The sequence below is a fragment of the Nocardioides sp. genome (genome assembly GCF_964228225.1).
Lineage (GTDB): Bacteria > Actinomycetota > Actinomycetes > Propionibacteriales > Nocardioidaceae > Nocardioides.
In genome coordinates this window covers 25,094-37,666 of record NZ_CAXQZB010000060.1, presented here as the reverse complement: position 1 = coordinate 37,666, position 12,573 = coordinate 25,094, and the positions used below count along the sequence as shown (strand labels likewise).

The window sequence follows — 12,573 nt, the reverse complement described above, 5'->3', positions numbered from 1 at the left end:
CGGGGCGGGCGTCTCGTGACGCTCGCTGGCGCTCGCTCCGCGCCGACCGTGGGTGGTGGCGGTCGTCGAGGAGGCGGCACGGCGCTGTCGCCAGACTCGGTGAGGTGGTGTCGGGGGCGGGCGTCTCGTGACGACCGTGGGTGGTGACGGTCGTCGAGGAGGCGCGCCAGCGCCGTCACGAGACGCGGCGAGGTGAGAGTCGGTATCGGTGGACGGTGGTGTGTCGGTGCGGGCGTCTCGTGACGCTCGCTTCGCTCGCTCCTCGACGAACTTGGGGAGTCGCGCTTCAGGTGGGTCGATGTCGTTCGCGGTGGTGCTTCGGACATCGTGGCTTGCCGGTGAGGTCGGTGCCGCCGCCGGATTCCCAGGGTGGGTCGTGGTCGATCTCGCAGTGGCTGGCGGGGACGTCGCATCCGGGTTCCACGCACGCGGGGTGCAGGGTGGCGATCGCCAGGCGTTGGGCCTTGGTGTGGAACCGGCGGGTCCGGCCCCAGTCGAGGACCATGCCGGTGCCGTCGAGGACGGCGGGGATGATGCCGGCCTTGGCGGCGAGGCGTCGGGCGGCGGTGGCGGAGACCCTCTCCCCGGTGTCGAGCAACCCGGCCTGCTCCAGTTGGCCGGTGAGGTTCTCGATGGTCATCGTGACGACCACGGTGGCGCCGCAGCCGGCGCGGTCAGGAAGTCCGAGTCGGTGATGCGCTCCAGCAGGTCGCAGAACGCCTGGCCCCACCGTGCCGGGGTCGTGATGGTCGGGTCGTAGGACCCGGCACCATTCGCCGCCCGCTTGGCCTTCGGGGCCCCGATCGAGATAAACATCTTGCGCAGCATGGCGCCGTGCAGCACGGGGACCCTGAACCAGCCCTCCATCGTGCCGTCGTCGTGCTCGACCATCGAGAACCGGACCCGCTGCGCCGCCCGTGCTTCCTGACGCTCCAACGCCGCCGACTCCCGCGCATCCGCGGCCACTGGGTCCAGGACCTCCCAGATCCGGCGTCCGAGGACCCGCAGGTCTTTCGCGTGGTGTGCCTCGGCCTGCTCCAGCAGGTACGTCGAGGCCCGGTCGTGATCCTCCTCCGGTACGTCGGCGATCGCGTCGACGATCACCTTCGCCTGCCCGGGGTTGATGTCGGCGCTCGCGAGTGCCGAGGCGACGTCGGGACGCGCCTCCAGCGCGACGGCTTCCCGCAGCACAGCCCGCCCCTGCGCGACCGTGGTCCGCGTCGCCCGGGCGTGCCACACCGCCACCGACTCCTGATGCGCGCCGATCTCCTCGGCATGCACCAGCAGCCGCGCCTTCAACGCCGCCGCCCGGGCTTCGACCCGCGCGAGCTCCAGCAGCGCCTCCCGCGTGTCCTCGACACCCGCCGACCACACCGGCGCAGCCAGGGCGTGGGCCAGCGCGTCGTCGGCGACCCGCGCTCAGTCCCGCACCCCACCCGCGCCCATCTTCATGTGACCATTCGACACGGGACCACCGACAGTTCCGAACATGGACGGCGGGACCTGTGGAGGACGCCGCCGCGTGCTCGACGGTGGAGGATCGCGGTGCCATGCTCGGACCTGTGACGACCGGGGCAGGCGTGGCCGAGGTGGTGATCTACGCCGTGGATCTCGCGCGACTGCGCGACTTCTACCGGGCGGTGCTCGGTCTCGACGTGCAGGAGGTGGGCGAGGGCTTCGTGACCCTCGGTCCGCCCGACGGCGCGCTCAGCATCGTGGCCATGCCGGCCGGGATCGCCGCCGAGCTGGCGCGTCGTCCGGTCGTGCCGATCACCGACGCCGCGATCAAGCCGGTGCTCCTGGTCGCCTCACTCGACGTCGCGCTCGACGCCGTCGGTGCCCACGGCGGTCAGCCCGCCGAGGGCGCGACGACCTGGACCTACCTCGGTCGTCGGCGCCAGGACGTCGTGGACCCCGACGGCAACGTCGTGCAGCTCGCCGAGCGCGCGTGAGCCTCAGCCTCGCAGCAGCCCCTTCGCGACGTGGGTGACCTGCACCTCGTTGGAACCGGCGTAGATCATCAGCGACTTCGCGTCACGGGCGAGCTGCTCGACCCGGTACTCGGCCATGTAGCCGTTGCCGCCGAAGAGCTGCACGGCCTCCATCGCCACCTCGCAGGCGGCGCGGGAGGAGTAGAGCTTCATCGCCGAGGCTTCGGCGATGCTCAGTGTGACGCCGCTGCGCCGCGACTCGATGGCCCGGAACACCATGTTCTCGACGTTGAGCCGGGCGACCTCCATCTCGGCCAGCTTCAGCTGGATCAGCTGGAACTCCCCGATCGGGCGGCCCCACAGCTCGCGGGTGCGGGCGTAGTCCAGGCACAGCCTCAGGCACTCCTCGATGACGCCGAGGGCGAGGGTGGCGATGCCGACGCGTTCGACGACGAAGTTCGAGCGGGCCGACTCGCGGCCGTCCGAGCCGGAGCCCACGAGCAGCCGGCTGCGGTCGAGTCGCACGTCGTCGAAGAACAGCTCGCCGGTGGGGGAGGAGGCGATGCCCATCTTCTTGAAGGGCTTGCCCTGGGTGAGCCCGGGCATGCCGGCGTCGAGGACGAAGGTCATCACCGGCTGCTCGCGGCGCGGCACACCGCTGCCGTCGTCGAGCTTGGCGTAGACGACGATCGTGTCGGCGTAGGGGCCGTTGGTGATGAACGTCTTCTGGCCCGACAGCACCCAGCCGTCGCCGTCGGGTCGCACGGTGGTGCGCATGCCGCCGAAGGCGTCGGAGCCGGAGTCGGGCTCGGTGATCGCCCAGGCGCCGACCGTGTCCAGGGTGAGCAGGTCGCGCGCCCAGCGGCGCCGCTGCTCGAGCGTGCCGCGGGCGTTGATCGTGCCGGCCGCCAGCCCCATCGACACGCCCAGGGCGCTGCTCAGGCCCATCGCGACCTTGGCCAGCTCGATGTTGACGATGCTCGCCATCGCCAGGTCCCAGCCGCCCCCGGAACCGCCCGAGCCGCCGTCCCGCGGCTCCCGCGGCTCGCCGGACTCCAGCGCGGCGACCTGCCGGTCGAAGGCCTCCGCGGCCATCTCGCCGATCCCGAACGCGGCGTAGAGGCGGCGCAGCACGTCGTAGGGCGGCAGGCCGTGGTGCTCGAGGTCGTCCTGCAGCGGGCGGACCTCCTTGTCGACGAAGTCGCGCACCATCGCGCGCACCGCCAGCTCGTCCTCGCTCCAGCCGATCACCGTCCGCCTCCTCCGCCCCGTGGCCATGCCGGGGCGACGTCGGGCCGCGCGGCCGGGGGTGGCGAATCTATAGGGTGATCGCCATGCCGAGCCCGAAGCGCGTCGACGTCGAGGACTTCTTCGCCTCCGCCCCCGAGGCGGGTCAGACGCACCTGCTCACCCTGCGTCGCCTCAGCCTCGAGGCGCTGGCCGCCACCGGCCGCGACGATGTCGAGGAGAAGCTGGCCTGGAACAACCCCGCGTACCACCTCGGCGGGGTGCGGCTGTGGATGCTGCAGGCGTTCAAGGCCCACTGCTCGCTGCGCTTCCCGACCCACCAGTTCGCCGCCCACCGCGCCGAGGTCGAGGCCGCCGGCTACGAGGCCGGCGAGGGCTTCCTCAAGCTGCCCTACGACCGCCCGGTGCCCGAGGACCTGGCCGCCGCGCTCATCGCGCACCGGCTGGAGGAGTTCGGCCGTACCGGGTCCACCTGGAACGGCTGACCCGGCCGACCTGCTCGACCCGGCCGATCCGGGTGGCGCGTGTGGCAGGGTGGGCCGATGGTCCGCCCGCCGACGGGTGACGACGTCACCGCCCACGACCTCGCGCGCACCGTCGCGGCCTGCCGCGACCTGATCGCCACGCGTTTCCCCGGCGACGACGACGCCGGCGCGGCCGCGATGCTCCTCGACGACGGCACCGTGCTCACCGGCACGGCGCCGGAGGTGCTCAACGCCTCGGTCGAGCTGTGCCATGAGGTCGAGCCCTTCGCCGCGGCCCACCGGCTCGGCCGGCGGGTGCGGGTCACCGTGTGCCTGCACCGCGAGCGCGGCGGACGTCACCTCGTGCTGGCGCCGTGCGGGGTGTGCCGGGAGCGGTTGGCGGTCTTCGGGCCGCGGCTGCTGGCGGCGGTGCCCGACGTCTTCGCCCCCGACGTCGTGCGCTGGCGGCGATTGGGCCACCTGCTGCCCGACTACTGGCTGCGGGTGTTCCCCGACGACGCCGCCCCGGCCGGCTGGGACTGACCCCACGCCGTCACGGTGGCCGCGAGGGCGTCGAGGATGGCCGACCAGCTCTCGGCCGCGGCCGGGGGGCTGTGGTCGAACGAGCCGCTCGCCTCCAGGGCGAGGAAGCCGTGGATCGTGCTGCCGAGCAGCCGCACGGCGTGGGTGAGGGCCGGCTCGGGCAGGTCGTGGGCCCGCAGCACGGCGCGGGCGAGCTCGGCGTGCCGCCGGCCGGCCGGGACGGCGGGGGAGGCGGGGTCGGTGACCGGCCAGCGGGTGGCGTCGTACCGCCCCGGGTGGGCGCGCGCGTAGTCGCGGTAGGCGTCGGCGAAGGCGTGCAGGGCCGGGGCGCCCGCGCGACCGGCGATCGCCGCGCCCACCCGGTCCGCGCTCTCGCTCAGGCAGGCTGCGGCCACGCGCTCGCGCAGATCGGCCAGGCCCCGCACGTGGGCGTAGATCCCGGCGGTGGTGATCCCGCACCGGCGCGCCAGCGCGCTGAGGGTCAGGGCCTGGGCGTCGTCGTCCTCGAGCAGGGCGACAGCCTCCTGCACGAGCAGGTCGGGAGTGAGTCCGGCACGGGGCACGGAGCCAAGCATACGGCGTTAATCATTTGATGAAAGGCATTAAGTTCCGTAGCGTCGAGGTCATGGAGCGACTCGACGAGAAGACGATCCGCGCCTCGTTCGTGAACTGCAGCCGCGGCGAGGCGTCGCGGCTGCCCGTGCCGCGCGACCTCGGCGCCCTGCGCTGGGACGACCTCGACTTCCTCGGCTGGCGCGACCCGCAGGCCCCGCTGCGCGGGTACCTCGTCGGTCTCGACGACGCCGGCGTCTGGCGCGGTGTGGTGCTGCGGGCCTCCGACGCCCGCGCCGGGGTGGCGCGCCGCAGCATCTGCGACCTGTGCCTCACCGCCCGCACCGGTGGCGTCGCCCTGCTGGTGGCCCCCCGCGCCGGAAAGGCCGGCCAGCGCGGCGACTCGGTGGGCACCTACCTCTGCGAGGACCTGCAGTGCTCGCTCTACGTGCGCGGCGTGCTGTCCACCGGGTCGGTGGGCATGCACGAGACGCTCCCGCTGGAGCAGCGCGTGCAGCGGCTCACGACCAACGTCGCCACCTTCCTGGAGCGCGTCCGCGGATAACAACCGGACGTCGGTGGACCCGCGTAGGGTCGGGCCCTCGGTCCCATCCTGCTCGGAGGTCTCCCCGGTGTCACTCGTCCCCAGGTCGCTCACTGCTCGCCGCCCCGTCCCCCGGATCGGGGTGCTGGTCGCCGCCGCGCTGCTCGGCGTCCCCCTGCTGACGGCCGTCCCCAGCCCCGCTGAGGCCGCGCCGAGGCCCCGGTGCCAGGGCCGGGCCGCCACGATCGTCGGCGGTCCCGACGAGGTGGTGCGCGGCACCGACCGGGCCGACGTCATCGTCGCGACGGCGTCCCGTCAGGTCCTGGGCCGGGACGGGCGCGACGTCATCTGTCTGTCGGTGCGGCCGGGCGGATCCGCCGAGATCAGGTCCGGCGACGGCGACGACTCGGTGCGGGTCAGCGGACGGTCCGGGCGGGTGCAGGTCGAGCTCGGTTCCGGCGCGGACCGGTACGTCGGGTTCGAGGGCGTCGACGAGGTGGAGGACACCGGCACCTTCGGGCTGCCCCGGCAGCGTGGGGACGGCGATCGGGACGTGATCCTCACCCGGGGTGGTGACGACCTGGTCCGGATCAACTCGCTCGAGCGCTCTGAGCAGATGACCGACCGGATCGACGGCGGCGCCGGCGACGACCGCATCTTCGGGGAGGGGCGGGGCCTCGCCCCAGGCGCGGGAGTGGCGGGCGGCGACGGTCGCGACTACCTGTCCTTCAGCCTGTACTCGGATGCGGAGCAGGCGATCGTCGACCTGCCGACGGAGCAGGTGCGCGTCGACGGCGAGGTCGGTGCGCGCTGGGCCGACGTCGAGGAGCTACGGCTGTTCATCCTCCCGACCGTGATCTCGGACCCGGAGGTCGCGCCGACCGTCCGCACCACGGTGATCGGCACCCCCGGCGCGGACGTCGTGGACATCGACCGCGTCTCGCGGGCCGCGATGGGGGGTGGTGCCGACGTCCTGACCACCTCGCTGGTCGACGGCGCGGACCTGGACGGCGGCGCGGGTCCCCGCGACCTGATCTCCCTGCTCACGCGCAACCGGTTCTATGGGGGCAGCGACGAGGAGGACGGCGACGCGATGGTGCTCGACCTCGCGGGGACCGCGACATCCGCCGATCGCCTCTCCGGTGAGATCACCGCGCGTGGCCGGCTGTCGGGGTTCTAGGACGCGACCGCCCGCGGGGCCTACGGCATCGACCTCGTCGGGACCGACGCGAGCGAGATGCTGCGGCTGGAGGCCTGCCAGGGTTCCGTGAGCGCCGGTGGGGGCGACGACGACGTGACGGGCGGATTCGGGCCGCTGGCGGAGTGCACCCTCGGACAGCGCCTCGACGGCGGCCCCGGTGACGACCGGATCACCGGGGGCCCGAAGGACGACGTACTGGTGGGCGGCCCCGGACGCGACGACGTCAACGGACGTCGTGGCCGCGACCAGTGCGACGCCGAGACGGTGCGCGACTGCGAGGGCCCGGTCGTTCCTCGGGCCGTGGCGACGTCGCGGTCCGCTCCGGTGCTGACGACCACACGGCGGGTGCCCACCTGCTTCGGGCGGCCCGCCACGATCCTCGGCGGTCCCGGCGAGGAGGTCGAGGGCAGCCCGCGGGCCGACGTGATCGTCGCCGTGCGATCCCGCAGCGTCGACGCCGACGGCGGCGACGACCGCGTGTGCGTGCGCGTGGGGCGCCGTGGCTACAGCTTCATCGACGCCGGGACGGGGGAGGACCGGGTGACCACCACCGGACCCGCGAGCGCGAAGGTCACCTCCGTGCTCGGCGGCGGTGCCGACGTGTTCCGGGGCGGCGACGTGCGTGACGCGGTGACCGACCGTGACTACGGAGTCGACGGCGCGCGCGACGACATCCGCACCGGTCCGGGCGCCGACTCCGTCCGGCTCGGGAACATCACCGAGGACTCCGAGACACTCATCGACGACCGGGTCGCCACCGGCCCCGGGAGCGACCGGGTGGAGGTGACGACGGGTGCGCCGGTGATCCGCACGTTCCCGCGCACCGGCCCGGGCCGCGACGAGGTGTACATGAGCATCCGCGGTCTCCCGGCCTCGACCGGGTCCGAGCCCGTGACTGATCGTGGTCGGATCGACCTCGGCGCGCCGGGTGGGGCGCGGGCCGTGCGGGGCCGGCTCACCGTGGCGCGGTGGGAGCGGGCCGACGAGGTCGAGCTCTCCGCGCGAGGGCCCTGGACGGTCCGGGGCAGCGACCGGGACGACCACCTGACCGTCTACGGCGGTGTGGTCGCCGCCGACCTCGGCGACGGTGACGACTACCTCTTCGCCTACATGAGCGACGGGCTCGCGCTGCGTGGCGGCGACGGGGTCGACACGGTCTCGCTCTCGCCTCCCTCCACCGACCCGCTCGACGACGACGGCGACGGGATCACCCTGGACCTGGCCGGGCCGGTGGTCAGCTTCCTCCGGTCCACCCGCGAAGAGACCGGCCGCGGCACGGCGACGGAGTTCGAGAACGCGCGGTTGGTCGGGGTCTTCGACATGCTGCTGCGCGGCACCGACGAGGCCAACGACCTCAAGATCGTCGGCTGCACCGGGCGCGTCGAGGGCCTGGGCGGCGACGACGTCCTCACCACGGGTTTCGGCCGGATCGACGACTGCGAGTCGGGCCCCACCCTCGACGGTGGCGAGGGCGACGACCTGCTGCGCGGGTCGAGGCGCGACGACACCCTGCTCGGCGGCGACGGCGTCGACGTCGCCGAGGGCGGCTACGGGTGGGACATGTGCGACGCCGAGACGGTGCGCGACTGCGAGCAGGCCCCCGCCCGTGCGGCCGCCGCGGACCGGGCGGCGCACCGACGCCGGTGAGCGTTCAAGACACCGGACACCGGACACCTGTGTGGCCGAGGTCGAGGCGCGCTGCGAGCGCTGACCCCGACCTCGGCCCCGTTCGGCCCCGTTCGGCCGTGGCCGAGGGCGTGCGCCTCAGGCGCGGTCCTGGATCGCCGGGATCAGGGCCGTCAGCTCGTCGATCCTGGTGTCGCCGGTCTCGAAGTCGACGTACTTGACGTTGCCGTCGCGGCCGGCGAGCTCGAAGAACAGCACGCCGTCGACCTCCACCACCCCCTGGGTGGGCGGGATCGAGGCGTCGGCGACCGCGAGCTCCACGAACTGGCCCGTGGGGTTGTACCAGGCGCAGGTGCCGCCACCGGCCCCCTCGGCGAACTGGCCCTCGGGCGCGGTGCCGAGCAGGGACGTCAACTCCTCGTCGGTGAGCAGGGAGCACAGGTCGGGCACCGCGCCCGCGGGTGCCGGGGCCGGCTCGCCGGCCGTCTCCCCGGGATCGCCGGCATCGGTGACGACGTCCTGGGTGGTCGAGGCAGCGGGGTCGGTGGCCGGGGCGGGGGCGTCGTCGCCCCCGCACCCGGTCGGAGCGAGCACGAGCACGGCGAGCAGCAGGCCGCGGGCGGTCGTCGTCGCCGCGCTCACCGCACGGCCGCCGTGGTGACGTCGAGGCGATAGCGCGTGCGCGCCTGGCCGGTCTCCCCGACCGCGACGTCGGCCTCGGAGATCGTGGTGAGGTACTGGACGTAGAGGTAGTAGTCGCCGGGGCGCACCCGCAGCGTGCGGCGCCCGCTGGGCTTCGTGGCGGCGAGGTCGGCCACCGTCCGCCCCTTCGCGCCGTAGAGGGTCAGCTGGGCGATGCGCCCGGCCCCGCCGGTGCGGTCCCAGGCCAGCGTGAGCCGCCGGGGCCGGTCCGCGACCTCGAAGGACATCCCGATCTGGGAGTCGAGGGTCAACGTCGCCGCGCAGTCGTAGGCGTCGGTGTTCGTCAGGGAGACCACGTGGCGGGCGCCGAGGGTCGCCCGTCGCAGGGTGCGCCCGGTGGTGCCGACGCTCCCGGTGGTCGTGGCGCTGCCGTTGGCGTTGACGGCGACGTCGGTGGTGCCGGAGGCGACCGCCTCGAAGGACCCGCCACCGGTGGCCGACCGGGTGCCGGTGCGGTTCGTGAACGGCTCGGTCTGCGGGGCGGGGCTCTCGGCCACGGTGCAGTTGCCGCTGAAGGGGAAGGTCGCGTTCGAGGACAGGCTGCCCTCCACGGCCGGGGCCGCGGAGGCGGGGACGGCGGCGAGCAGGGTCGCAGCGGTCGCGAGGAGCGTGACGCCGGCGGCGCGCCGCACCGCGGGTCGGCGGGCGGGTCGGCAGGCAGGTCGGATCGGGGCTGATCGGGTCATGGCCCCAGCCTGGGCCGGGGCCCCGCGCTGCGGGGGTCCGCCGCGGGCGTGGTCGGTCGCACTCTGGTCTCACGCGGGTGAGACCGGGATACTCGCCAGTATGGCCGCCGGGGGGATCGCGACGGTCGTGGGCCGCGCCGCCCTGCTCGACGACGCCTGGGCCGTCCTCGCCGACGGCGGCACCGTCCTGGTGGCCGGCCACGCGGGCATCGGGAAGTCGGCCGTGCGCCGCGAGCTCGTGCGACGCGCGGAACAGGCCGGCTGGACCGTCCTCGCCTGCGCCCCCGCCGAGGCCGAGGCGCAGCTGCCGCTGGCGGCGGTGGCCGACCTGCTGCACCCGCTCGCCGACGTCGTCGACCGGCTGGCCGCTCCGCAGCGCGCCGCGGCCGAGGCGATCCTGTTCGGCGTCGCCTCCGAGACCGGCCCGATCCCCGACCGCGCCTACGCCGCGGCGGTGCGGGCGCTGCTGCTCGAGGCCGCGCGCCGGGGTCCGGTGCTCGTCGCCGTCGACGACGCCCCCTGGCTCGACGCCGCCAGCGAGGCGGCCCTCCGGTTCGCCCTGCGGCGCACCGACCTGCCCGTGCTGGTCTGTGCGCGCACCGGTGGCGCCGTCGGAGCGGGCGCACCCGCGGTGCCGCTCGGGCTGGAGGAGGGCCGGGAGGCGGAGCCGTCGGTGCTGCACCTCGGCCCCCTCGCCGAGGACGACGTGCGCCTGCTGGTGCTCCACCGGTTCGGCGACCGGCTCCCGGCCGCGCTGGCCTCCCGGATCGCGGCGGAGAGCGGTGGCGTGGCGCTCGTGGCCATCGAGCTCGCCCGCGCCGCCCTGCGCGCCCCCCGGCTGCCGCGGGCGACCGAGCCGCTGCCCGCGGCGGGCGGGTCGGTGATGGCGCTGGCGCGCGCCGCCGTCGTCGCGCTCCCCGCCCCCAGCCAGGAGGCCCTCACCCTCGCGGCGCTGCTCGGTGCCCCCACGCTCGCCGACCTTGCGCGGGCGGGGGTGGCCGAGGACGCCTGGTGGCCCGCGGTCGAGGCCGAGGTGCTCACCGTCGACGGTGCGGCCGTGGCGTTCGCGCACCCCACCTACGCCGCCGCCGCCCGCGACCTGGTGCCCCTGCGCCGGCGCGCGGAGCTGCAGCGGCGGCTGGCCGACGCCGTCGCCGACCCCGACGAGCGCGCCCGCCAGCTCGCCGCGGCCACCACGCTGCCCGACGCGACGGCCGCCGCCGAGATCGAGGCCTCGGCGGTGCGGCAGCGCGCGCGGGGACTGCGCGGCGTGGAGGCCGCCCTGCTCACCCGGGCCGCGGAGGTCAGCCCGGTCGGGACCACCGTCGAGGCTGACCTGGCCGATCAGCGCTGGGCGCGCGCCGGCGCCGCCGTGCTCGAGGTCGGCGACCTGGTGGCCGCGGCCACGGTCGGCCGCCGGCTCCTCGCGGGCCGCACGCCCACGGCCCGGGCCGAGGGCGCGATGATCCTCGGCACCGTGGTGTGGTCCGACGCCACCGCGGACCCCCGCTCGGCCTACGAGATCGCGCTCCTCGGGCTGCCGGGGCTCCCGCCTGAGTCGGCGGTCGCCGGGCGCCTGCACCTCCACCTGAGCGTGTTCGCGCCGAGCGTCGAGCTGGGCATCGAGCACGGCCGGGCCGCCGTCGCCGCCCTCGACGCCGCCGACCCGCCGACCGGCGAACCCGGCGCTGTCCGCGCGGAGCACATCGGCGCGCTGTTCCAGCTGTTCCACGCCGAGGTCGGGGCGGGGCTCGTGCCCCGCGTCGAGCTGATCGAGCGCGGGCTGGCGCTGGAGCGGGTCCCCTCGGAGTTCTGCGCGGAGATCCCGGCGCTGCACTGGATGGCGATCGACGACATCGCCCGGGCGCGCGGACGCCTCGACCTGCTCCTGCGCACCGCCCGGGCCCAGGGGGCGGACATGTGGCAGCTGCAGCTGCTCGTGCAGCGCGGTCTGGCCGAGCTCCTCGCCGACCGCTACGACGCCGCGCTCGCCGCGCTGGAGGAGTCCGAACGGCTCGGGCGCGCGGCCGGGGCCGATCTCGGCCAGCAGTGGTGGATCCGGCAGCTGATCGCGGTGCGGCGCGGCGACGTCGTCGACCCGGCGGCGCCGTCGTCGCACGCCGGTCCGGGCGAGGTGTACCGCGAGCGGCTCCACCACCACCTGCGGGCCCTGGTCGCGCACGCGGAGGGGCGTCACGCCGAGGCGGTGGTCGAGTTCGCCGCCGTCGCCGCCCTGGCCGAGCAGGAGCGGCTCGCGGAGTCCGCGACCCTGCGCCTGGAGCCGGACCGGATCGAGAGCCTGGTCGCCGTCGGCCGGACCGAGGAGGCGCGGCAGGTCCTCGCCGGGCTGCGCGCGCGCCAGGACCGCTTCGCCCGTCCGTGGGCCACGCTGGGGATCGCCCGCGCCGAGGTGCTGCTCAGCGAGCCGGGGTCGGCGACGGAGCGCGGGGCGTTGGCCCGGCTGGAGGAGGCGGTGGGTGCCACCCCGCCCGACGTCGTGCCCTACGAGCGCGGCCGCAGCCTGCTGCTCGCGGGCGAGGTCCACGCGCGCGCCGGCCGCCCCGAGCACGCCGCCCGCTGCCTCACCGAGGCCCTCGCCGTGCTCGAGGCCGTCGGGGCAGCGCGGCTCGCGGCCCGTGCCCGGGCCGCGGCCACCGCACGGGCCCGCACCGACGTCGAGGAGGTGCGGCGCGTGCTGCGCGGCTTCCACCGCCCGACCGAATTGGCCGCCTCGCCGCTGGCCACGGGCGTCGGGGTCGAGCCGCGGGCGGAGTCGGTTCGGGCCCTGGTGCGCAGCGCCGCCGACCGGGCCTTCGGCGACACCGAGGTGGAGCGCGAGCTGCGGGGCGTGCTCGAGACCGGCTACCTCGATCCCGAGGGCGGCCACACCCGGGCGATGCGGCGCCTCGCCCTCACCCGGGCCACTTACTACCGCCGCCTCGCCGAGGCCACCGACCGCCTGGCCGCCGTGCTCGCCGCGGGGTGACGATGGTCGCCCTCTCCCGTTGTCACCAGCGGAATGCGCCCTCGGCGTCCACGAACCGGTGCATTCCGCTGGTGACAACGGAGAACAGCG

General features: G+C 75.2%; 13 protein-coding genes. 7 read left to right on the top strand and 6 right to left on the bottom strand.

The features are described from left to right. Positions 1 to 286 precede the first annotated feature (286 nt). Positions 287 to 640: an HNH endonuclease signature motif containing protein gene (locus ACERUJ_RS15430; protein ID WP_370249645.1), complete on the bottom strand. Its 354-nt coding sequence runs from the start codon at positions 638 to 640 to the stop codon at positions 287 to 289. Next, entirely contained in the window at positions 637 to 1,374 is a 738-nt protein-coding gene (locus tag ACERUJ_RS15425; RefSeq protein WP_370249643.1) for a DUF222 domain-containing protein, read from the bottom strand. The genes ACERUJ_RS15430 and ACERUJ_RS15425 overlap by 4 nt, the downstream gene beginning before the upstream one ends. Positions 1,375 to 1,550: 176 nt before the next feature. On the opposite strand from ACERUJ_RS15425, the gene ACERUJ_RS15420 reads away from it, so the two are divergent. Continuing rightward, positions 1,551 to 1,952 (top strand): VOC family protein, encoded by a 402-nt coding sequence (locus ACERUJ_RS15420; RefSeq protein WP_372715312.1) that lies wholly within the window; start codon positions 1,551 to 1,553, stop codon positions 1,950 to 1,952. A gap of 3 nt (positions 1,953 to 1,955) precedes the next feature. On the opposite strand, the gene ACERUJ_RS15415 is transcribed toward ACERUJ_RS15420, so the two are convergent. Next, positions 1,956 to 3,182, bottom strand: a complete 1,227-nt coding sequence (locus tag ACERUJ_RS15415; protein ID WP_370249639.1) for an acyl-CoA dehydrogenase family protein — start codon at positions 3,180 to 3,182, stop codon at positions 1,956 to 1,958. A gap of 83 nt (positions 3,183 to 3,265) precedes the next feature. Between ACERUJ_RS15415 and ACERUJ_RS15410 the strand changes: the two genes are divergently transcribed. Together ACERUJ_RS15410 and ACERUJ_RS15405 are read left to right on the top strand one after the other, a co-directional pair. Next, complete coding sequence (locus ACERUJ_RS15410) at positions 3,266 to 3,664, top strand: iron chaperone (protein WP_370249637.1); 399 nt, start codon at positions 3,266 to 3,268, stop codon at positions 3,662 to 3,664. A gap of 57 nt (positions 3,665 to 3,721) precedes the next feature. Continuing rightward, entirely contained in the window at positions 3,722 to 4,186 is a 465-nt protein-coding gene (locus tag ACERUJ_RS15405; RefSeq protein WP_370249636.1) for a cytidine deaminase, read from the top strand. Here the strand turns inward: ACERUJ_RS15405 and ACERUJ_RS15400 are convergent. Further along, positions 4,135 to 4,749 carry a TetR/AcrR family transcriptional regulator gene (locus ACERUJ_RS15400; RefSeq protein ID WP_370249635.1) on the bottom strand — a complete coding sequence of 205 codons (615 nt, stop codon included), beginning with the start codon at positions 4,747 to 4,749 and terminating at the stop codon, positions 4,135 to 4,137. The genes ACERUJ_RS15405 and ACERUJ_RS15400 overlap by 52 nt on opposite strands. A gap of 62 nt (positions 4,750 to 4,811) precedes the next feature. Between ACERUJ_RS15400 and ACERUJ_RS15395 the strand changes: the two genes are divergently transcribed. From ACERUJ_RS15395 to ACERUJ_RS15385, 3 genes are all read left to right on the top strand, one after another. Continuing rightward, positions 4,812 to 5,303 (top strand): FBP domain-containing protein, encoded by a 492-nt coding sequence (locus ACERUJ_RS15395; protein ID WP_370249634.1) that lies wholly within the window; start codon positions 4,812 to 4,814, stop codon positions 5,301 to 5,303. 67 nt (positions 5,304 to 5,370) lie between these two features. Then, positions 5,371 to 6,462, top strand: a complete 1,092-nt coding sequence (locus tag ACERUJ_RS15390; RefSeq protein WP_370249632.1) for a hypothetical protein — start codon at positions 5,371 to 5,373, stop codon at positions 6,460 to 6,462. A gap of 57 nt (positions 6,463 to 6,519) precedes the next feature. After that, positions 6,520 to 8,130 (top strand): hypothetical protein, encoded by a 1,611-nt coding sequence (locus ACERUJ_RS15385; RefSeq protein ID WP_370249631.1) that lies wholly within the window; start codon positions 6,520 to 6,522, stop codon positions 8,128 to 8,130. Between the two features lie 117 nt (positions 8,131 to 8,247). On the opposite strand, the gene ACERUJ_RS15380 is transcribed toward ACERUJ_RS15385, so the two are convergent. After that, positions 8,248 to 8,751 carry a DUF3558 family protein gene (locus ACERUJ_RS15380; protein WP_370249630.1) on the bottom strand — a complete coding sequence of 168 codons (504 nt, stop codon included), beginning with the start codon at positions 8,749 to 8,751 and terminating at the stop codon, positions 8,248 to 8,250. Further along, positions 8,748 to 9,497 (bottom strand): hypothetical protein, encoded by a 750-nt coding sequence (locus ACERUJ_RS15375; protein WP_370249629.1) that lies wholly within the window; start codon positions 9,495 to 9,497, stop codon positions 8,748 to 8,750. The genes ACERUJ_RS15380 and ACERUJ_RS15375 overlap by 4 nt, the downstream gene beginning before the upstream one ends. A 100-nt stretch (positions 9,498 to 9,597) precedes the next feature. On the opposite strand from ACERUJ_RS15375, the gene ACERUJ_RS15370 reads away from it, so the two are divergent. Beyond that, on the top strand, positions 9,598 to 12,483 hold the full coding sequence (locus ACERUJ_RS15370) for an AAA family ATPase (RefSeq protein WP_370249627.1): 2,886 nt from the start codon (positions 9,598 to 9,600) through the stop codon (positions 12,481 to 12,483). Positions 12,484 to 12,573 lie beyond the last annotated feature (90 nt).

Excerpts from the sequence above, each read along its gene's own strand:
- ACERUJ_RS15430 (WP_370249645.1), bottom strand. The coding sequence starts at position 640 with ATGACCATCGAGAACCTCACCGGCCAACTGGAGCAGGCCGGGTTGCTC.
- ACERUJ_RS15420 (WP_372715312.1), top strand. The coding sequence starts at position 1,551 with ATGCTCGGACCTGTGACGACCGGGGCAGGCGTGGCCGAGGTGGTGATC.
- ACERUJ_RS15410 (WP_370249637.1), top strand. The coding sequence starts at position 3,266 with ATGCCGAGCCCGAAGCGCGTCGACGTCGAGGACTTCTTCGCCTCCGCC.
- ACERUJ_RS15405 (WP_370249636.1), top strand. The coding sequence starts at position 3,722 with ATGGTCCGCCCGCCGACGGGTGACGACGTCACCGCCCACGACCTCGCG.
- ACERUJ_RS15395 (WP_370249634.1), top strand. The coding sequence starts at position 4,812 with ATGGAGCGACTCGACGAGAAGACGATCCGCGCCTCGTTCGTGAACTGC.
- ACERUJ_RS15385 (WP_370249631.1), top strand. The coding sequence starts at position 6,520 with ATGCTGCGGCTGGAGGCCTGCCAGGGTTCCGTGAGCGCCGGTGGGGGC.
- ACERUJ_RS15375 (WP_370249629.1), bottom strand. The coding sequence starts at position 9,497 with ATGACCCGATCAGCCCCGATCCGACCTGCCTGCCGACCCGCCCGCCGA.
- ACERUJ_RS15370 (WP_370249627.1), top strand. The coding sequence starts at position 9,598 with ATGGCCGCCGGGGGGATCGCGACGGTCGTGGGCCGCGCCGCCCTGCTC.